Source organism: Pseudomonas caspiana (assembly GCF_040224095.2).
In the GTDB taxonomy this organism is placed as follows: domain Bacteria; phylum Pseudomonadota; class Gammaproteobacteria; order Pseudomonadales; family Pseudomonadaceae; genus Aquipseudomonas; species Aquipseudomonas caspiana.
The window spans coordinates 955,098-975,733 of sequence record NZ_CP167995.1 but is presented as its reverse complement, the minus strand read 5'-3'; the positions used below and the strand labels follow the sequence as shown (position 1 = coordinate 975,733).

The following is a 20,636-nucleotide window of genomic DNA, read 5'->3' as shown; positions in this document are numbered from 1 at the left end:
CGCAATAGCACTTTGGGCCCCTAGCACAGATGCAAAAATAATTACTACAGACGCGACGATACCGTTCAACTTTTTAAAGTTTTTCATTTTTCTTCCTGAATAGAGTAACGAGACCGCTGCATCATCGAGATGAAGACACCCGGCCCAAGAAATCCAAATCATCCAACTAACCAGTCAGCGACTCGATAATCCCGACGTTACCCAGAAAGAAACCCGCACCAACACTACATATATATCGGGTGATAGACTTTCAAAGAAAACTTACTATCACGTCGAACGACAACGCGCCTCTTGCATTCCATTCAATTAATTATCCTTACGCCTTATTCAACTTACTATTAACTTGCACTGCACCTGACTCATTCACAGCAAGGCCGTCATAAATCCATCACCCCACCGCCACATAACCGAAATCATTGCGGCCGACACTGGCTGTCATGAGCCAAATTCTTCACATCACCTTGATTACCGAAACCTTCGCACCGGAGATCAACGGCGTTGCCAATACTCTGGGCCGTTTGTGCGACGGGTTGCGGCTACGCGGGCATCGCGTGGAGCTGGTACGGCCTCGTCAGCCCAGCGATGCCGGGCTGGCTGCTGATGATTTGATGCTGTGTCGGGGCTGGCCGATTCCGGGTTATCCGGGGCTGCAATGGGGGCAGTCGTCGATGCACAAGCTGCTGCGCCGATGGCAGCGGCAACGTCCGGATGTGCTGTACATCGCCACCGAAGGGCCGCTTGGGCTATCGGCCCTGCGAGCAGCGCGACGCTTGGGGATCACTGTGATCAGTGGTTTCCACACCAACTTTGCGCAGTACACCCAGCAATACGGTATGGGCTTCATGAACCGCCTGCTGACTCATTATCTGCGCTGGTTCCACAACCGCTCCAAGGTCACGCTGGTACCAAGTGTCAGCCAAAAAGTGGCCCTTGAACGAAGGGGTTTCGAACGGATCGAGCTCTTGTCACGAGGGGTAGACAGTGTGCTGTTCCACCCTTCGAAACGTTCACAGGCGCTGCGCGATAGCTGGGGGTTGAGCGCTGGCGATATCGCCGTGTTGCATGTCGGAAGGCTTGCACCGGAAAAAAACCTTCGCCTGCTCCAGTCGAGCTTTGACGCGTTGCGTAGCAAATACCCGCAGCGTCAGTTGAAGTTGGTGATCGTGGGTGACGGACCGCAGCGCGCGGCACTGCAACAACAACTTCCGGACGCTGTCTTCTGCGGCACCCAGCGCGGTGAGACACTGGCCGAGCATTACGCATCCGGGGATGTTTTTTTGTTCCCGAGCCTGACCGAAACCTTTGGCAACGTCGTATTGGAGGCGCTGGCCTCAGGACTGGGCGTGGTCGCTTATGACGAAGCCGCGGCAGGGCAGCATATTCGCCACGGTCACAACGGCGCGCTGGCCATGCCGGGCGACGAAGCCGCTTTCATTGATGCCGCATGCTGGTTGCTGGAAGACAGTGAGACCTTGCGTCGCGTGCGCCTCAATGCGCGGCAGCACGCCAGTCGCCAGGGCTGGGGGGCAATCATTGATCTGTTTGAACGCAAGATGCTCAATGCCTGCCCAACGCCAGAACCGGCCAAGCCTCAACCGGCTCATGCTACCGAGCTGAAGCTTAAGCGCTAAACCAGCGTTGTCAGCGCATCGCGACTGAAGGGCAGGATATCCTGCTCACGACCTTCGCGGACTTTCACGGCCCACTCAGGATCCACCAGCAATGCGCGCCCGACGGCGACCAGATCGAACTCTTCATCGCCCAGACGCTGGAGCAGGTTCTCCAGGCTGGCGGGCTGAGCAATCTTGTCAGTGTTGACCATGAACTGCAGAAACTCGCCATCCAGCCCGACGCTGCCCACTGTGATAGTCGGCTTGCCGGTCAGTTTGCGAGTCCAGCCTGCAAGATTGAGATCAGAGCCTTCAAACTCCGGCTCCCAGAAACGCCGCGTCGAACAGTGGAAGATATCCACTCCAGCGTCAGACAAGGGTTTGAGAAACGCCTCAAGCGCCTCCGGTGTTTCCACTAGCCGCGCGCTGTAATCCTGCTGCTTCCACTGTGAAAAACGGAAGATGATCGGGTAATCAGGACCGACCGCAGCCCGCACCGCTTTGACTAACTCAATAGCGAAGCGCGACCGGTTAGCCAGGCTGCCGCCATATTCATCACTCCGTTGATTGCTGCCTTCCCAGAAGAACTGGTCCACCAGATAGCCGTGGGCACCATGGATTTCCACACCGTCCATGCCGATGCTCTGGGCATCTTTGGCCGCCTGGGCAAACGCGGCAATGACTTCATCAATGTCCTGCTTGCTCATGCCATGGACCACGACCTGTCCATCCTTGAGTTTTGCCGTCGGACCATAAGCCGGAACGCTGGCATCCGGCTCCGTGCCCAGACGGCGAACAGCGCCAACGTGCCACAACTGCGGGACGATCTTGCCGCCTTCGTTGTGCACCGCCTCGACCACTTTCTTCCAGCCAGCCAAGGGTGCGTCGCCAAAGAATTGAGGCACGTTGGGGTAGCCGTTGGAGGCTTTGTGATTGACGGTGGTGCCTTCGGTGATGATCAGCCCGACACCCGCTGCAGCACGGCGACGGTAGTACTCTATAACTTTCGAATTGGGCACGTGACCGGGGGAAAACGAACGGGTCATCGGCGCCATGACCACGCGCGACAACAGCTCAAGGCTGCCCAGGTGGAAAGGTTTGAACAGGGCTTTGACCGGCATGCGACGCTCCTTGGTGATCATTTCGAATCATCAAGGATAGGGCGGGGTTTCAGGCGGGTGACAGCACTATTGATTTGAGTGATTTGGATTGAGAAGCAACTCAGCGCTTTTGTAACTGCGCCGATGTGCATAGCACCGCGCTGTCGGCCTTAAACACAGGCCTGTGGGACCGGATTCATCCGGGAAGGCGGAATTTCCGACGACGATATGGAGAATGTACCGACCTCTTCCCGAATAAATTCGGTCCCACAGGTTCTTTGTGAGTTCAGAAAATCAGTTTTTTTAACAGAAACGCGCGCAGGTCACGACGGCGGGGTGTCATGCAAACCGCTATCGCTGCCTCGCGCTGCTCGTGAGCTCCTACAGATGGCGTGTTCGCGGGATTCAACTCAGCGCTTTCTCGATCGCCTGAGTCACGGCCAGATCATCCGGTGCTGTGCGCGGTGAGAAACGTGCCAGGACTGCGCCGTTCTTGCCCACCAGAAACTTTTCGAAATTCCAAGTGATATCGCCGGGAAACTCAGCACCTTCTCCGGCCAGCAAGCGGTACAACTGATGACGGTCCTGCCCGTTGACGTCGAGCTTGGTACTCAGTGGAAAGGTCACGCCATAGTTGAGGCTGCAGAACGCCTGAATTTCCTGCTCGGTACCCGGCTCCTGTCCTGCAAACTGGTTGCACGGCAAACCCAGCACGCTGAAGCCCTCCTTCTTGTATTTTTGATAGAGACTCTCGAGCGCCGCGTACTGAGGCGTAAGCCCACACTTTGAAGCGACATTGACGACCAGAACGACTCGCCCCTTGAAGGTCGCCAGCGACAACTCCTGACCATCCAGATCCTTCAATTTAATGTCGTGAAACGCACTCATGACCCACTCCCCCTCAAATCCAGCGGACAAAAAAGGCGCCTTACCAGGCTGCGTGAACCAAGTTGTTCGCGCAGAACCTGCCTGGGCGCCTTTTCAGCTACCTGAGCTTAGCAGCTCAAATCAATGGTGGTGACCACCTTCGCCATGCACGTGACCGTGGGCGATTTCTTCCTGGCTTGCGTCACGGATATCAACGATCTTGACTTCGAAGTTCAAGCGCTGACCCGCCAGTGGGTGATTGCCGTCAACGGTGACATCGTCGCCATCCAGGTCGCGAATGGTCACGATCTGCATGCTGCCGTCCGGGCCGGAAGCGTGGAACTGCATACCCACTTCCAGCTCGTCGACACCTTCGAACATGCTGCGGCTCAGGGTGCTGACCAGTTCGGCGGAGTATTCACCGTAAGCATCTTCCGGCTCGATGGCGACTTTCAGTTCGTCACCGACGTTCTTGCCGTCCAGAGCTTTTTCCAGGCCCGGGATGATGTTGCCTGCGCCTTGCAGGTAGACCAGCGGCGCGCCGCCAGCGGAACTGTCGATGACCTCACCAGCGTCATTGGTCAGGGTATAGTCAATGGAGACAGCCTTATTGGCGGCGATCGGCATGGGTCAAGACCTTTTGCTTAAGATTGAAGAACGATCAAGTTTAACCAAGCCAACGCTCGAAAGCGAACGCAACTCTGACAGACGGGGACCGAAAGGCCATATTGAATAACGTGACGATTACAGATTTCCGGCAGGACGATGAGGGTCACTGGGTGGCCATATTGTCTTGCGGGCATACCCAGCACCTGCGCCATCAACCGCCATGGCAATTGCGCGCCTGGGTACTTGATCCACAGCAACGACTGCAAAAAATAGGTGAAGGCTTTCACTGTGGCTGGTGTGCGCAGGCCTCGGATAAAGATAACCTTAGCCCCCGTTGAGACGCTGCGATTCGACAGCGCCCTGTTTTCCGGCCTGCTGGCTGTTCCCTCCCGCCACGGCCCTTGTACTGCTCAAGCGAGAACCCTGAATGCAGACTTTCTTTATTGCCCCCACAGACTTTGGTGTGGGTCTGACATCCATCAGTCTTGGTCTGGTGCGCACCCTTGAGCGTGCCGGGCTGAAAGTCGGCTTCTTCAAGCCCATCGCCCAGCCACACCCCGGTGATCTGGGCCCGGAGCGTTCCACCGAGCTGGTTGCACGTACCCACGGCCTCAACCCGCCACGACCACTGGCCTTGTCGCATGTCGAGCGGATGCTCGGCGACGGCCAGCTGGATGAGTTGCTGGAAGAGATCATCAGCCTCTATCAACAAGCCGCAGTCGGCAAAGACGTGTTGATTGTCGAAGGCATGGTGCCGACCCGGCACGCCAGTTATGCAGCGCGGGTAAACCTGCATCTGGCCAAAAGTCTGGATGCCGATGTCATTCTGGTGTCCGCGCCAGAAAACGAAGTGCTGGCCGAACTTTCGGGCCGGGTCGAATTGCAGGCTCAGCTGTTCGGTGGTCCCAAGGACCCGAAAGTCCTGGGGGTGATTCTCAATAAAGTCCGTACAGACGAAAGCATGGAAGCCTTCGCCGCAAGACTCAAAGAACATTCGCCGTTGTTGCGCAGCGGTGACTTCCGCCTGCTGGGCTGTATTCCGTATCAGGCCGAGCTGAACGCGCCGCGAACCCGTGACGTGGCCGAGCTGCTCGGCGCGCAGGTAATCAATGCCGGCGACTATGATCAGCGGCGCATGTCGAAAATCATTATCTGCGCCCGTACCGTGCTCAACACAGTGCAACTGCTTAAACCGGGCGTGCTGGTCGTAACGCCCGGCGACCGTGACGACATCATTCTGGCCGTCAGCCTTGCCGCCATGAATGGCGTGCCGCTGGCGGGCTTGCTGTTGACCAGCGACACCGTGCCGGACCCACGCATCATGGAACTGTGTCGCGGCGCCTTGCAGGCAGGCCTGCCGGTTCTGTCGGTCAGCACCGGCTCCTATGACACCGCCACTCAACTCAACCAGTTGAACAAGGAAATCCCCATTGATGACCGCGAGCGAGCCGAGATCATCACTGACTTCGTCGCCAGCCATCTGGACGCCAACTGGCTGCACCAGCGCTGTGGTACGCCGCGGGAACTGCGCCTGTCGCCAGCGGTGTTCCGATATCAACTGATCCAGCGTGCTCAGGCCGCCAACAAGCGCATCGTGTTGCCGGAAGGCAGCGAGCCATTGACCATTCAGGCTGCGGCGATCTGTCAGGCGCGTGGCATTGCGCGTTGTGTACTGCTGGCCAAACCTGAAGAAGTCCACGCGGTGGCCAAAGCGCAGGGCATCGAACTCCCGCCCGGCCTTGAGATTGTTGATCCGGATGTCATTCGCGAGCGTTACATCGCACCGATGGTCGAGTTGCGTAAAAGCAAAAACCTCAACGCGCCGATGGCTGAACAACAACTGGAAGACACCGTGGTGATCGGCACCATGATGCTGGCCCTGGACGAGGTCGACGGGCTGGTTTCCGGCGTCGTTCACTCCACCGCCAATACCATCCGCCCAGCCTTGCAACTGATCAAGACGGCGCCGGGCTGCACGCTGGTATCGTCAGTGTTTTTCATGCTGTTTCCCGATCAGGTTCTGGTCTACGGCGACTGCATCATGAACCCGCATCCAAGCGCCAGTGAGCTGGCAGAAATCGCCCTGCAAAGCGCTGACTCGGCAGTGGCTTTCGGCATTACGCCGCGGGTCGCGATGATCAGTTATTCCAGCGGCAACTCGGCCAGTGGCGAAGAGGTGGAAAAGGTCCGTGAAGCAACGCAACTGGCCCAGGAAACACAACGCAATCTGCTGATCGACGGTCCGCTGCAATACGATGCGGCCGCTAACGAAAACGTCGCCCGCCAACTGGCTCCCGACAGCGCAGTAGCGGGTCGCGCCAACGTGTTTGTGTTCCCTGATCTGAACACTGGCAACACTACCTATAAAGCGGTGCAGCGCAGCGCTGATTGCGTGAGTATCGGCCCGATGCTGCAAGGCCTGCGCAAGCCAGTGAACGATTTGCCCAGAGGTGCACAGGTCGATGACATCGTCTATACCATCGCGTTGACGGCGATTCAGGCCGATAACCTTTCCTGACACACTGTCCGGCCATACTTGTGATGTTGTCGCCTGCGGGGCGACAACATCTGAATAACCTTTTGGAGCCCGTCCGGTATGGATTTCCTGCCTGCACCATTGCGTGGCGTCATTGCCTCGCTGCTATTGGCGCTCAACACCATCATTTGTTGCACGCCGCTGTTTGTCGTCGCCATTTTCAAACTGTGCCTGCCCTTCCCCGCAGCCCAGCGCGTGACCGACTGGCTGATGAGCCACATTCATGAAGCCTGGATCGCCAACAATAACCGCTGGATAAACCTGCTCGGCAACACGCGCTGGCATCTGAGCGGCCTGGAGGGTCTGGATTACGAGCATTCCTATCTCGTGACCAGCAACCACCAGAGCTGGGTCGACATCATGGTTTTGCAGTACGTCTTGAATCGCCGGATTCGCCCGCTGAAGTTTTTCCTCAAGCAGGAGTTGATCTGGGTGCCGGTGATTGGTCTGGCGTGGTGGGCGTTGGGCTTCCCGTTCATGAAGCGTTATTCCAAAGCTTATCTGGCCAAACACCCGGAGAAGCAAGGCAAGGACTTGGCCACCACCCGACGCACCTGCGCCAAATTCCGCAACAACCCGGTGGGCATTTTCAACTTTGCGGAAGGCACCCGCTTCACCAGCGGCAAACATGCTGCACAGTCATCACCGTTTCGCTATCTGCTCAAACCCAAGGCAGGCGGAATCGCGTTCGTACTAGATGCGATGGGCGAACAACTGGAGTCGATCATCAACGTCACGATCCACTATCCGCACGGCCGACCGGGTTACTGGGATCTGCTATGCGGCAATGTCAAAGAAGTGGTCGCGTATTTCGAAGAGATCAAGATCCCGCCGCACTTCATTGGCAAGAACTACGATCAGGACGGCGAGTACCGGTTGGAGTTTCAACAGTGGATCAACCGGTTATGGGATGAGAAGGATCAATTGTTGGCGCGGTTGCACGCCGAATATCCGGGTTGAACAACGCAGCCCTGACCAACCAAAAATGCAATTAACTGATTTGGAGCGCTTTTCTGTAGGAGCTCACGAGCACCGCGAGGCAGCGATGGCGTCCTGTCTGATACACCGCTATCGCGGCCTCGCGGTGCTCGTGCGCTCCTACAGATCTAACGTTTGCCGCGAGAAAGCGCGGTGCCATTGGCACCGCAGCCAATCGAATTACTGCTGATACTGCTCGTACTGCTGACCCGGAATCGGTTTGAGGTTGACCTCGACCCGACGGTTCTGAGCACGGCCATTGACGTCCGCGTTGCTGGCTATCGGCTGATCAGGGCCTGCACCACGCACCGAGAGACGGGCCGGATCAACCCCTTGCGAGGTCAGATATGTGCTCACGCTCTGCGCGCGTTGCTGAGACAAGTCCATGTTGTGCTGACGCGAACCGGTACTGTCGGTGTAACCGACGATCTCGATGTTGTTCTGATTGAACTGCTTCAGCGAACCGGCCAGATTGTTCAGCGGCGAATAGAAGCTGCTGGCGATAGCCGAAGAGTCGGTAGCAAAGGTGATATTGCCAGGCATGATCAACTTGATCTGATCGCCTTGACGCTGAACCTCAACACCCGTGTTGGCCATGCTTTCGCGCAACGCTTTTTCCTGTTTGTCAGCGTAGTAACCGTAGCCAGCAGACGCCGCGCCCACGACCGCAGCACCAATCAAAGCACCTTTGCCGCGATTATTGTGATCGATGGCAGCCCCCGCCAGCGCACCTGCCAACGCACCCAGCCCGCCATATTTCGCAGTTTTGCTGACACCGCCAGCGCTCTGCGCCTGACCCTGATTGTCATATGGATTTTGCGACGCACAACCGGAAAGCAGGGCCACGGCAGTAGCGACAATAATCAAACGACGGGAGGTAAACATGGAGACGCTCCTGAATTCTATGAACATCAAGTCCTGGGACTTGTGACCGGATTAGAGCATGGCAGCCGGTAAAAATTCCTTAACCCCGCCTGAACAATGCTTAAGCCCGAACGTAGGGGTTCTCACGCATCTCATCCCCTAGCCGCGTATCGGGACCATGCCCGGTGATGACCGTTGCCTCTTCATCCAGGCTGTACAAACGCTGCTTGATCGAGCGCACGATGGTTGACTGATCCCCACCCCACAGATCCGTGCGCCCGATGCCGCGCCGAAACAGGGTGTCTCCGGCAATCAATAATTTAGCGTCGGCAAACCAGAAGCTCATCGACCCCGGCGTGTGACCGGGTGTATGCAGTGCCACGCCACAGCCGCAGGCCAGCTCTTCATCATCGGCCAGCCAACGATCCGGCGGCGGCACCGGCGTATACGGGACACGAAACATCTGACATTGCATCTCAAGGTTGTCCCACAGGAACTGATCCTCTTTATGCAGGTGTAGCGTCGCCCCGGTTTTTTCTTTCAACTGCCCGGACGCCAGAAAGTGATCCAGATGCGCATGGGTATGGATGATGCTCACGACCTTCAAATCCAGCGCCTCCAGGCGAGCCAGAATCAACTCATGGTTCCCGCCCGGGTCGACCACTATGGCTTGCCGGGTAATCGAATCGCCAATGATCGTGCAGTTGCACTGCAGCGGGCCGACGGGGAAGGTTTCGCGGATTAGTGAGGCCCTTGCTGCTTGCATAAACGTTCCTGTAAATATTTCAAGAGTGCATTTGGTAATGGCTGAGAGAGACCTTTCTCCACCCTATAGCTTGCTGGCCTGATTGCAAATAGCGGCCTGGAACGCCAAGAATGACCGTTCATCGGCTAAGTGGTGGCTTATAGCCATAACCAGTAACGTTTTTGATACATATCCCGATACAGGCTAGATAGAATGCCTGCTTTTCTGGCGTCAGAAATTAACCATCAAGTTAAAGCGCGATGATTCTCATCGAGAATCGCTAAATGTAGCGGTCACATCGGGAAAGACTGCGATTCTTTCAGGAAGTAAGAATGCCAACTCCAACTGGTTACACTGCAAGCTACTTCACTAATTTGAGCAGCAATCCTCAGCTCAATAGCCTGCTTTACGGCACTACATGGAGTTGGATCAGCGGGCTGGTCACCACGAAACTGACCTACAGCTTCCTCGATGCGAACACGTCGAGCTTTGCCACTGACTACAGCGCTGCTCAGGAATACAAAAACGCTTACGAACTGGATCCGGCCCAGAAGACTGCGATTACCGACAGCCTTGCCAAATGGTCCGCCGTCGCCGATATCAAATTCACTCTGGTGACTGATACCAATACCACTGTTGGTGATCTCCGTTTCGGTGGCTATGCAGGGATGGATGACGATACCGCTGCCTGGGCCTATACCCCAAGCAACGATCCAGTGGCGGGTGACGTGTGGATAGGCCCTCAAACCAATGACCCTGACCCCACTGCGGGCAGCTATGACTACATGACCTTCATGCATGAAATCGGTCATGCTCTGGGTCTCAAGCACCCCTTCGAGGGTAGCTTTTACAACAGCACGACGCTTTCACCCGTGCTTGATGATGTGCGCTACACCATCATGAGTTACACCAATAGCTATTCATACGAACCCACCACACCCATGCTTCTGGACATACTCGCGATCCAGAAACTGTATGGGACAAATGATCTGTGGGAAGCGGGAAACACAGTCTACCGCTGGGATGCCGGTCAGTCGGTTTTCGAAACCATCTGGGACGGGGGTGGTATCGACACCATCGACGCCAGTAATCAGGCTAACGGCGTTTTCCTCAATCTCAATGAGGGCGAGTTCAGCAATATCGGAGCTGCCTTCTACGACTACCAGCAACAGAAATATATCAATGACGGGCTAGCCATTGCGTTCGGTGCAAAGATCGAAAACGCAACGGGCTCGGCCTTCAACGACACACTGGTTGGCAACAACCTGGCGAACGTACTCGATGGCGGCGCAGGTGCCGACCTGATGATGGGCGGCGCTGGCAACGATACCTACATAGTCGACAACGTTATGGATTTCGTGGTTGAAACCAGTACCCGGAACAGTGAAGTCGATACGGTTCTCGCATCAGTCAGTTATACCCTGGGTGCCAACCTGGAAAACCTCACCCTCACCGGAACCGCCAACCTGAACGGTACCGGCAATACGCGCAACAACCTGCTTATCGGTAATGATGGCGCTAACAGCCTCAGTGGTGGCGCGGGCAATGATGAGTTGCGTGCTGGCGCTGGCAATGACGTGCTTGATGGTGGAGCAGGCATCGACAAGCTGATCGGCGGGACCGGCGATGACACGTATATCGTCGATAACGTCGGCGACACAATCACTGAGCTGGACGGCGAAGGCTATGATGTCGTCAGAGCATCGGTCAGCTATACCCTCGCCAATTTTGTCGAAGAAGGCCGACTGCAGGGCACCGAAGCCCTCAACCTGACAGGTAATGACCAAGCCAACACCTTGATAGGAAACAGCGGCGCCAACATCCTGGACGGCAAAGCCGGTGCCGACATCATGACGGGTGGTCTGGGCAACGACACTTATATCGTCGACAACGTGGCCGACGTAGTGATTGAAAGCAGCACGCTGAGCAGTGAAATCGATACAGTTCAGGCGTCGATCAGCTACACCCTGGGTGCCAATCTTGAAGTTCTCACTCTCACCGGCTTTGGTGACATCAACGGCACTGGTAATACGCTCAATAACCAGATCAATGGCAACGCTGGCAATAACATTCTCGACGGTGGTACAGGTGCCGATACCTTGACCGGTGGGCTCGGCAACGACACTTATGTAGTCGACAATTCCCTAGACGTAATCATCGAAACCAGCAAACTCACAACAGAAATCGACACGGTCAGAGCTTCGATAAACTGGGCCCTTGGCGCCAATCTTGAAAACCTGAACCTAACCGGCAGTGACAACCTGAACGGCACCGGCAACGCGCTGAACAATTTGCTGATCGGCAATACTGGCAACAACATCCTCAGTGGTGGCCTGGGTAATGACGAGTTGCAAGGTGGCGCGGGCGATGATCGTCTCGATGGCGGTTCAGGTCTGGACACATTGATCGGCGGCACTGGCAACGATACGTACATCGTCGACAATATTGCCGACACCATTATCGAGTTCGACGGCGAAGGCCGTGACCTGGTGCAAACGTCTGTCAGCTACACCCTCAGCGATTTTGTTGAGGACGGTGTGTTGTTGGGTGCAGGGGCCATCAACCTGACCGGCAACAGCCAAGACAACACCCTGACCGGTAACAATGCTGCCAACATGCTTGATGGCAAGGGCGGTGCAGACACCCTGATTGGTGGTTTGGGCAATGACACCTACATCGTCGATGACATTGGCGATGTAGTGATTGAAACCAGTGCCTCTGCCAAAGAAATTGATACGGTGCTTGCGTCCATCAGTTACACCCTGAATGTGAATCTGGAAAACCTGACTCTCACCGGCGGCGACAACCTGAACGGTACCGGCAATGCTCTGAATAACAGAATGACCGGCAACAGTGGCAACAACCGTCTCGACGGCGGTGTGGGCATCGACACCCTGGTAGGCGGCTTGGGCAATGACACTTACGTCGTGGACAACATCCGCGACGTGATTCTAGAAACAAGCACCCTGACGAGCGAAATAGATACGGTCGAGTCGTCAATCAACTGGACGTTGGGTGCCAACCTCGAAAATCTGACCCTCACCGGCAGCGCCAACCTAAACGGCATCGGCAATGCTCAGGCTAACGTACTGACCGGTAATGATGGCGACAACAGCCTGAACGGCGCAGCCGGTGACGATATCCTGCGCGGCGGCGCAGGCAACGATCGCCTTGATGGCGGGCTTGGTATCGACACAATGGAGGGTGGCACCGGGAATGATTTTTACATTGTCGACAATATTGGCGACATCATTACCGAACTCGACGACGAAGGTTATGACGTGGTGCAGACCTCGGTCAGCTACACCCTCAGCGACTTCGTGGAAGAAGGCAGATTGCTTGGCAATGCCGCACTAAGACTCACCGGCAATGATCAAGACAACCTTCTCGTCGGTAATGCCCTGGCCAATACCCTGGAAGGCGGTGCCGGCAACGACACCCTTAACGGCGGCGCGGGTATCGATACGCTGATCGGTAGCACCGGTGATGACACCTACATCGTTGATAACATCAAGGATGTTGTGACCGAACTCGACGGCGAAGGCCGCGACACAGTGCAGACCACGGTCAGCTATACCCTCAGCGATTTCGTGGAAGACGGCGTTTTGCTGGGCGCAGCCGCCATCAGCCTGACCGGCAACAGTGAAAACAACACCCTGACCGGTAACAACGCTGCCAACATCCTGGATGGCAAAGCCGGTGCCGACACGATGACTGGCGGGCTGGGCAATGACACGTACATCGTCGATAACGTCGGCGATGTAGTGGTTGAGACCAGCGCCCTGCTCAACGAAATCGACACCGTACAGACTTCCATCAACTACACGCTGGGCGCCAACGTTGAAAACCTGATCCTTACCGGCACGGACAATCTTGGCGGCAGTGGCAACGCGCTGAATAACCGTATCACCGGCAACAGTGGTGACAACCGTCTGGACGGCGGCCTTGGCATCGATACCCTGACCGGCGGCTTGGGCAACGACACTTATGTGGTCGACAACCTCAAAGACGTGATTGTCGAAACCAGCAAGCTGATCACTGAAATCGACACCGTCGAGTCCTCGGTCAACTGGACCCTGGGCGCCAATCTGGAGAACCTGACCCTCACCGGCAGCGATAACCTGAATGGTACAGGCAATGCCGTGGCCAACGTGTTGATCGGCAACGCAGGGAATAACATCCTCAACGGTGGTGCAGGCATCGACACCCTGAAAGGTGGCGATGGTAACGACACCTATGTGCTGGACCAGTTTGCCGAATTGACCCTGCTTGAAGAGCTAACCAATCAGGGAGCCGATACCCTGAACATTAGCTTCGCAGCCACCGCGATCAACAACATGGTGGACCTGAGCAACAACAACCTGCGCAACGTGGAAAATGTCACGCTGCTGGGCGCTGGCCTGTTCAATGTCATCGGTAACGACCAGAACAACATCCTTATCGGCAACGCTTTCGCCAATATCCTCAATGGCGGTGCTGGCAACGACACCCTTAACGGCGGCGCGGGTATCGATACGCTGATCGGTAGCACCGGTGATGACACCTACATCGTTGATAACATCAAGGATGTTGTGACCGAACTCGACGGCGAAGGCCGCGACACAGTGCAGACCACGGTCAGCTATACCCTCAGCGATTTCGTGGAAGACGGCGTTTTGCTGGGCGCAGCCGCCATCAGCCTGACCGGCAACAGTGAAAACAACACCCTGACCGGTAACAACGCTGCCAACATCCTGGATGGCAAAGCCGGTGCCGACACGATGACTGGCGGGCTGGGCAATGACACGTACATCGTCGATAACGTCGGCGATGTAGTGGTTGAGACCAGCGCCCTGCTCAACGAAATCGACACCGTACAGACTTCCATCAACTACACGCTGGGCGCCAACGTTGAAAACCTGATCCTTACCGGCACGGACAATCTTGGCGGCAGTGGCAACGCGCTGAATAACCGTATCACCGGCAACAGTGGTGACAACCGTCTGGACGGCGGCCTTGGCATCGATACCCTGACCGGCGGCTTGGGCAACGACACTTATGTGGTCGACAACCTCAAAGACGTGATTGTCGAAACCAGCAAGCTGATCACTGAAATCGACACCGTCGAGTCCTCGGTCAACTGGACCCTGGGCGCCAATCTGGAGAACCTGACCCTCACCGGCAGCGATAACCTGAATGGTACAGGCAATGCCGTGGCCAACGTGTTGATCGGCAACGCAGGGAATAACATCCTCAACGGTGGTGCAGGCATCGACACCCTGAAAGGTGGCGATGGTAACGACACCTATGTGCTGGACCAGTTTGCCGAATTGACCCTGCTTGAAGAGCTAACCAATCAGGGAGCCGATACCCTGAACATTAGCTTCGCAGCCACCGCGATCAACAACATGGTGGACCTGAGCAATAACAACCTGCGCAACGTGGAAAATGTCACGCTGCTGGGCGCTGGCCTGTTCAATGTCATCGGTAACGACCAGAACAACATCCTTATCGGCAACGCTTTCGCCAATATCCTCAATGGCGGTGCTGGCAACGACACCCTTAACGGCGGCGCGGGTATCGATACGCTGATCGGTAGCACCGGTGATGACACCTACATTGTTGATAACATCAAGGATGTTGTGACCGAACTCGACGGCGAAGGCCGCGACACAGTGCAGACCACGGTCAGCTACACCCTCAGCGATTTCGTGGAGGACGGCGTTTTGCTGGGCGCAGCCGCCATCAGCCTGACCGGCAACGGCCAAGACAACACCTTGACCGGCAATAATGCCGCCAACATTCTGGATGGCAAGGCCGGTGCCGATACCCTGATCGGTGGGCTGGGCAATGACACGTACATCGTCGATAACGTCGGCGATGTAGTCGTTGAGACCAGCGCCCTGCTCGCCGAGATCGACACCGTGCAGGCCTCCATCAGCTATGCGCTGGGCGCCAACGTTGAAAACCTGATCCTTACCGGCACGGACAATCTTGGCGGCACCGGCAACGCTTTGAACAACCGCATCACCGGCAACAGTGGTGATAACCGTCTGGACGGCGGCCTTGGCATCGATACCCTGACCGGCGGCCTGGGCAACGACACCTATGTGGTCGACAACCTCAAAGACGTGATTGTCGAAACCAGCAAGTTGATCACTGAAATCGACACCGTCGAATCCTCGGTCAACTGGACCCTGGGCGCCAATCTGGAGAACCTGACCCTCACCGGCAGCGATAACCTGAACGGCACCGGCAATGCCCTGAACAATCTGCTGGTCGGCAACGCCGGTGACAACATCCTCAGCGGTGGCCTGGGTAATGATGAGTTGCGAGGTGGCGCGGGCAATGATCGTCTCGACGGAGGCACAGGCAACGACAGGCTGGACGGCGGTGATGGCGACGATCTGCTGTTCGGGGGCTTGGGCACCGACACGCTTACGGGCGGTTTGGGGGCAGACACATTCGTCTTCAATCTGCTGAGTGAGCTTGGACTGACTGACAAACGTGACGTCATCACTGACTTCAACAGTGCTCAAGGCGACAAAATTGACCTGACAAAACTGGACGCCAATATCCTGGTCAAAGGGGTCAACCCATTTACCTTCATCGGTACGGGTGAGTTCACCGGCGCCGGGCAGCTGCGGTTTGTCGATGAGGTGCTTTCAGGCAACATCAACGGCAATTTGAGCAGCGATTTTGAAATCCACCTGCTGGGCGTCGTCAGCTTCACGGCGAACGATCTGATCGCCTGAGCCACAGCTCTACTGCACAATGAAAACGCCCCGACATTTCGGGCGTTTTCATTTGCTTTCCAAGGAACCCAGGGTAATCAATCTGGGTATCCCTCATGAACAGGACACTATCCTGAAAATAAAACACCGGCATATTGGGGCATCGCCAACGTCGATGACTTATGGATGGAGTCCAGGGTTTGCGCGACTCACTAACGTCAGCCTAACAGCCCCAACTCCTGCGCGCGGGCGACCGCTTGGGTTCGGCGCTCGACACCCAATTTGCCGTTGATATGGCTGGCGTGGGTTTTGACGGTGTGCAGAGAAATGAAAAGCTGGTCGCTGATTTCCTGATTTGAGCAGCCTTGCGCGATCAATTGCAGAACACTTAGCTCCCGAACGCTGAGAATATCGGTGGCATGCGGTAGGTCGCTGCTCTCCCGAGGCGCAGCACTCACCATTGCCGGGATTTTTTCCAGCAACGCATCACGCGTTGCACACGGGACAGCTTGCAGCAGTTGTTCACGCAACCAGCCCGGATGATGCTCAATCAACTCATAAAACGGCAGCAACGCCCCGCCAGTGGCTGCGCGCAGGCTTTGATCAACCAAAGCACGAGCCTTGGATTCGTGACCGGAGCCCATTAGCAGCATCATTTGCTGGACCAGCGCGGTCAGCTTCAAAAGCTGACCATCAACACTCTGGGCATGGATCTCCAGCCGCTGGAGCCGTTGCATGCAAGCCTCAGCCTGCCCTTGGGCGCGCTCAAGAGCGGCGCACTGCAACTCTACGTAATGCGCCAGTTGAGGATGGCATTCAGGCGAGGATGCTGGTGTTTCGCCGCTGTAGGTCTGCGTCAATCGCAGCAGCCAGGCTTCGGCCAGATCCAGTCGGCCTTGGGCCAGCCATAGCTCGCATTTGACCAGCGTGATCATCGCCAGATAGTAAATCGACGGTACATCCCAGATGTGCATCAGCCGTTCGGCTTCAGACAACTCCGCAAACGCCTCGGCAAAACGTCCTTCTCGTCCAAGCAGCCCGGCGATCACACAGTGGCCGATCAGCACGCTGATATCCCGGCAAGCCCGAGCTTCGGCAAGACCGGCTAACAGCTGAGCGCGTCCGGTGTCATTTTGCAGACGCAGAGTCAGTAAATATCCTTCATACAGTGTGAGTCGTGCACGAACTGCATACAGCCGTTGCGCCGACAAACCTTTCAAGCGTTGAAGTCCGTGGCGGACCTCATCCAGCGCACGCACTATTTCACCTCGGGCCTGCAACGCGCGGGCACGGTCGTAATGTGCGAGTGCTTCAAACAACGGATTGGCGACCCGCTGCGCCAACTCAAGCGCATCACGGTTCAAGGCGCGGGCACGCCATAGATCCCCTTCGGTTATCGCCAGATTGGCCAGTGTCGAAAGGCACATCAAGCGTTGCCCGTAGCGTTTGCGCGGGAGGCTCAACAAGGCCTCACTGCAATAGCGCCGGGTCTTTTCGGTATCACCCCGTCCCCTAGCGATGATCCCGCTCAGCGCCAACCATTGAGCAAGCATGGACGTTTGCGCCGTCGCAGACGGGGCTGGCAAAAAGCGACTGAGGTGCTCGGCCAGCTCTTCGGCCGCATCGAGTTGACAAGCCAAGCCCAGCGCCCAGGCATACAGCACGATCAGCCTCGGGGTACTGATCAGCAAGCTGTCGGGCAGGTCCATTTTCCAGCGTAACAACATGCCGACGTTCTGCTCGGCCAGCAATTGCTCTTCGGAGAGGTTCTGCACCAGATTGGCGGCAACATCCAGATGCCCGGCCCGCAGCGCCTGCTCAACCGCTTCATCCAGCAAGCCCTGATCGCTGAACCAGCGACAGGCATTCAAATGCAAGCGGTTCTGTGGCGGCCCGGCCTGGGTCCTGGCACGTAGCAGGTCAGAGAATAAATGGTGATAGCGGTACCAAAGGCCGTGCTCATCCAGAGGAACCAAAAACACTTGGTGCGCTTGTAAGTAACGGAGCATTTGCGCGCTGTCATGGCTGTCTCTGACGGCGTCGCACAACTCAAAGCAAAAACGCTCCAGGCACGCGGTGTCGTACAGGAAAGCCTGCACATCCCCAGGCAGGCATTCAATAACTTCTTCAAGCAAGTAGTCGCGAATCAGCCCTTCGCCGCCATGCAGCGCGTGTGGCAACTCGTTACCGGTTCCCACTTCAGAGGCCGCCAGCAACCAGAAGCGCAGCCCGGCGACCCAACCCTCACTGCGCTCAATGAGGCTTTGCAGCGCATCGGCGTCCAGCGGACGTTTGCCCTGCCCCAACAACGCCAGCGATTCGGCATGAGTCAGGCGCAGGTCATGCTCGTTAAGCTCCACGAGTTGCCGCGAAAGTCGCAAACGCGCCAAATGCCATTCAGGACGCTGACGGCTGGTGACCATGATGACCAGTCCGGCAGGGAGATGATTGAGAAAAAACTGCAAGCAGCGGTCCAGTACCGAACCCTGCGCCAAATGGTAGTCATCCAGAACCAGCAGCAGGGGTTTACCCAGCATCAGATGCATCGATAGCTCATCCAGCAAACCATCGAGCCACTCTTCAAAAGCGAAGGGTTGATGACGCTGACGCATCTTCAACAAACCTAGCGCTTGAGCGCCCAACTGCGGGAAAAACTGTTGCAACGCGCCGAGCAGGCGCTCAAGAAACCGTCCCGGATCGCTGTCGCGTGAACTAAGGCCCAACCACACACTTTGCCACTGCTCGGGGAGGTTCTGACAAAACTCCACCGCCAACGAACTCTTGCCGAAACCTGCCGGTGCACTGACCAACAAAAGCCGCCCGGATAGACCGGCAGCCAATCGTGTGCATAAACGTTCACGCACTACATAGCCGTCAGGCAAGGGGGGACGAAAAAATCGCCCCTCCAGCGCGGGAACCGCGTTGCCTGCGAAGCCTTGCAAACGGGACAGGTCAGTCATGGCCGGCTCTTATTGAGGTCTTATCGGCTTGGCGAATGCTCAGCAGACTAGCCGGTAAGTCAGCCGTTTTGAAGGCGAGCCAGGAAAAGACTGTAACAATTTCCCTACAATCATCGAACCGAATACACACCCATAAAAAAGCCCCTGCTAAGGGGCTTTGGAGATCAGGCCTGCAGGATATGCCGCAGGCTGCGATTGCGATGTGTCAAGACAAATACCTTCGCAGCCTTCTGCAGCTCGTATGCAGAATCGAGACCGTTATCAGCGCACGCCCTCCTGACGCAGCGCATTAGGCGTGAACTCACTGGTGGTCGCGGTGAAGCCGAAGTCGTAGGCACGCTTCTCTTCGTTCTTCATGCCCAGTGCCAGATAGCGACCCGATTGCAGGTCATACAGGGCTTCGAGGGCATACCACGGCACTTGTTTGTCGTAGTAGTTTTCGGCGTGAGCTTCGGCAACACGCCAGAGCTGACCACGACCGTCGTAGTGGTCAATGACCGCTGCCTGCCAAGTGTCTTCATCGATGAAGAAGTCACGCTTGGCGTAAATGTGGCGTTGCCCTTCTTTGAGCGTTGCGGTGATGTGCCACACGCGCCGTAGTTCATAGCGGGCCAGGTCCTGATTGATATGCCCGGCCTTGATGATGTCAGCGTACTTGAGCTTAGGATCGTCCAGCTTGTAGCTGTTGGCAGCAATGTACATTTCCTGCTTGCCGACCAGTTTCCAGTCATAGCGATCCGGTGCGCCGTTGTACATGTCCAGGTTATCGGACGTGCGCAAACCGTCAGCGGCGGTGCCCGGTCCGTCATAGGAGACCTGCGGAGCACGGCGGACCCGACGTTGCCCTGCGTTATAGAGCCAGGCAGAACGCGGCTCGGCTACCTGATTAAGGGTTTCGTGCACCAGCAGCACGCTACCGGCCAGACGCGCCGGCGCGGTGACTTCCTGCTTGAAATAGAACAATACGTTGCCAGGGTTCTTTGGATCGTAGTCCTTCATTTTGTCGCGAAACACGAACTGATCGCTGAAATACACCAGGCTGTATGAACCGTTAGGCTGCGGAGTCGCCTGGGTCACCAGACGCTTCACGCTCCCCCCACGATAACGCCCGATGTGATTCCAGATGATTTCCGTAGCACTTTGAGGAATCGGGAACGGCACCGCCGTGTCGAAGTTTTCCAGACCGTTACCACCACCTACGAGCTTGGTATTGGTGGCATTTTTCCTGATGGCCGCTGACACGTCATCGGGCACGGTCGCTCCGCGATGGGACGGGTAGACCGGCATTTTGAAGGTTTCCGGGTAGCGCTTGAACATCGCATACTGACCCGGGGCCAGATTAGCCTTGTACTGCTCTACGTTAGCAGCGGTGATCGTAAACAGTGGCTTCTCGTTGGCGTACGGGTTGGCGAGGAAGCCTTTGGCATCTACCGCCCCGGCATTCTTGGGCATTGGGCTCCAGGCAGGAATAGTGTTGGCGGCATTACCGGCCTTTTCAGCCCCCATGGGCGTGAGCGTAGTCCCAAGCTTTGCTGCTTCAGATTCAGACACCGCGGCCATGACACCGGTTGCCAGCAGCGACAACCCGAGCACACCGACTTGCAACAGATTTTTTGTTATTTTCATATTCATCGTCGTCCTGAAAAACCGTGTT

The 20,636-nt window shown here is 56.5% G+C and carries 11 protein-coding genes and 1 pseudogene; 5 read left to right on the top strand and 7 right to left on the bottom strand.

Annotated features, from left to right (window positions below):
• The first annotated feature begins 437 nt into the window (after positions 1 to 437).
• Positions 438 to 1,631, top strand: coding sequence for a glycosyltransferase family 1 protein (locus ABRP31_RS04365; RefSeq protein WP_349971629.1), 1,194 nt, complete (start codon positions 438 to 440; stop codon positions 1,629 to 1,631).
• On the opposite strand, the gene ABRP31_RS04360 is transcribed toward ABRP31_RS04365, so the two are convergent.
• The 3 genes from ABRP31_RS04360 to ABRP31_RS04350 form a co-directional block, all read right to left on the bottom strand.
• On the bottom strand, positions 1,628 to 2,731 hold the full coding sequence (locus ABRP31_RS04360; protein ID WP_349971630.1) for an NADH:flavin oxidoreductase: 1,104 nt from the start codon (positions 2,729 to 2,731) through the stop codon (positions 1,628 to 1,630). The two genes, ABRP31_RS04365 and ABRP31_RS04360, sit on opposite strands and share 4 nt — an antisense overlap.
• Before the next feature lie 384 nt (positions 2,732 to 3,115).
• Positions 3,116 to 3,598 carry a glutathione peroxidase gene (locus ABRP31_RS04355; RefSeq protein ID WP_349971631.1) on the bottom strand — a complete coding sequence of 161 codons (483 nt, stop codon included), beginning with the start codon at positions 3,596 to 3,598 and terminating at the stop codon, positions 3,116 to 3,118.
• 120 nt (positions 3,599 to 3,718) lie between these two features.
• Positions 3,719 to 4,204 carry a peptidylprolyl isomerase gene (locus tag ABRP31_RS04350; RefSeq protein ID WP_027899554.1) on the bottom strand — a complete coding sequence of 162 codons (486 nt, stop codon included), beginning with the start codon at positions 4,202 to 4,204 and terminating at the stop codon, positions 3,719 to 3,721.
• Between ABRP31_RS04350 and ABRP31_RS04345 the strand changes: the two are divergent.
• The 3 genes and pseudogenes from ABRP31_RS04345 (at position 4,173) to ABRP31_RS04335 (ending at position 7,682) form a co-directional block, all read left to right on the top strand.
• A pseudogene (locus ABRP31_RS04345) lies at positions 4,173 to 4,524 on the top strand (DUF3565 domain-containing protein). The gene ABRP31_RS04350 and the pseudogene ABRP31_RS04345 sit on opposite strands and share 32 nt — an antisense overlap.
• Positions 4,525 to 4,613: 89 nt before the next feature.
• Positions 4,614 to 6,704: a phosphate acetyltransferase gene (gene pta / locus ABRP31_RS04340; RefSeq protein WP_087268797.1), complete on the top strand. Its 2,091-nt coding sequence runs from the start codon at positions 4,614 to 4,616 to the stop codon at positions 6,702 to 6,704.
• A 78-nt stretch (positions 6,705 to 6,782) separates the two neighbouring features.
• Entirely contained in the window at positions 6,783 to 7,682 is a 900-nt protein-coding gene (locus ABRP31_RS04335; RefSeq protein ID WP_349971634.1) for an acyltransferase, read from the top strand.
• Between the two features lie 198 nt (positions 7,683 to 7,880).
• On the opposite strand, the gene ABRP31_RS04330 is transcribed toward ABRP31_RS04335, so the two are convergent.
• Together ABRP31_RS04330 and ABRP31_RS04325 are read right to left on the bottom strand one after the other, a co-directional pair.
• Entirely contained in the window at positions 7,881 to 8,585 is a 705-nt protein-coding gene (locus tag ABRP31_RS04330; protein WP_349971635.1) for an OmpA family protein, read from the bottom strand.
• A 100-nt stretch (positions 8,586 to 8,685) separates the two neighbouring features.
• A complete protein-coding gene (locus tag ABRP31_RS04325; protein ID WP_349971637.1) occupies positions 8,686 to 9,330 on the bottom strand; it encodes an MBL fold metallo-hydrolase in 645 nt (214 codons plus the stop codon).
• 311 nt (positions 9,331 to 9,641) lie between these two features.
• On the opposite strand from ABRP31_RS04325, the gene ABRP31_RS04320 reads away from it, so the two are divergent.
• Complete coding sequence (locus tag ABRP31_RS04320) at positions 9,642 to 16,043, top strand: M10 family metallopeptidase C-terminal domain-containing protein (RefSeq protein WP_372489332.1); 6,402 nt, start codon at positions 9,642 to 9,644, stop codon at positions 16,041 to 16,043.
• Between the two features lie 197 nt (positions 16,044 to 16,240).
• Here the strand turns inward: ABRP31_RS04320 and ABRP31_RS04315 are convergent, their stop codons facing one another.
• On the bottom strand, positions 16,241 to 18,982 hold the full coding sequence (locus ABRP31_RS04315) for a LuxR C-terminal-related transcriptional regulator (protein ID WP_349971642.1): 2,742 nt from the start codon (positions 18,980 to 18,982) through the stop codon (positions 16,241 to 16,243).
• A 261-nt stretch (positions 18,983 to 19,243) separates the two neighbouring features.
• Positions 19,244 to 20,608 carry a DUF1329 domain-containing protein gene (locus tag ABRP31_RS04310; RefSeq protein WP_349971643.1) on the bottom strand — a complete coding sequence of 455 codons (1,365 nt, stop codon included), beginning with the start codon at positions 20,606 to 20,608 and terminating at the stop codon, positions 19,244 to 19,246.
• Positions 20,609 to 20,636 lie beyond the last annotated feature (28 nt).

Coding starts and splice junctions, on each gene's coding strand:
- pta (WP_087268797.1), top strand. CDS start 4,614: ATGCAGACTTTCTTTATTGCCCCCACAGACTTTGGTGTGGGTCTGACA.
- ABRP31_RS04350 (WP_027899554.1), bottom strand. CDS start 4,204: ATGCCGATCGCCGCCAATAAGGCTGTCTCCATTGACTATACCCTGACC.
- ABRP31_RS04325 (WP_349971637.1), bottom strand. CDS start 9,330: ATGCAAGCAGCAAGGGCCTCACTAATCCGCGAAACCTTCCCCGTCGGC.
- ABRP31_RS04310 (WP_349971643.1), bottom strand. CDS start 20,608: ATGAAAATAACAAAAAATCTGTTGCAAGTCGGTGTGCTCGGGTTGTCG.
- ABRP31_RS04315 (WP_349971642.1), bottom strand. CDS start 18,982: ATGACTGACCTGTCCCGTTTGCAAGGCTTCGCAGGCAACGCGGTTCCC.
- ABRP31_RS04360 (WP_349971630.1), bottom strand. CDS start 2,731: ATGCCGGTCAAAGCCCTGTTCAAACCTTTCCACCTGGGCAGCCTTGAG.
- ABRP31_RS04320 (WP_372489332.1), top strand. CDS start 9,642: ATGCCAACTCCAACTGGTTACACTGCAAGCTACTTCACTAATTTGAGC.
- ABRP31_RS04330 (WP_349971635.1), bottom strand. CDS start 8,585: ATGTTTACCTCCCGTCGTTTGATTATTGTCGCTACTGCCGTGGCCCTG.
- ABRP31_RS04355 (WP_349971631.1), bottom strand. CDS start 3,598: ATGAGTGCGTTTCACGACATTAAATTGAAGGATCTGGATGGTCAGGAG.
- ABRP31_RS04365 (WP_349971629.1), top strand. CDS start 438: ATGAGCCAAATTCTTCACATCACCTTGATTACCGAAACCTTCGCACCG.
- ABRP31_RS04335 (WP_349971634.1), top strand. CDS start 6,783: ATGGATTTCCTGCCTGCACCATTGCGTGGCGTCATTGCCTCGCTGCTA.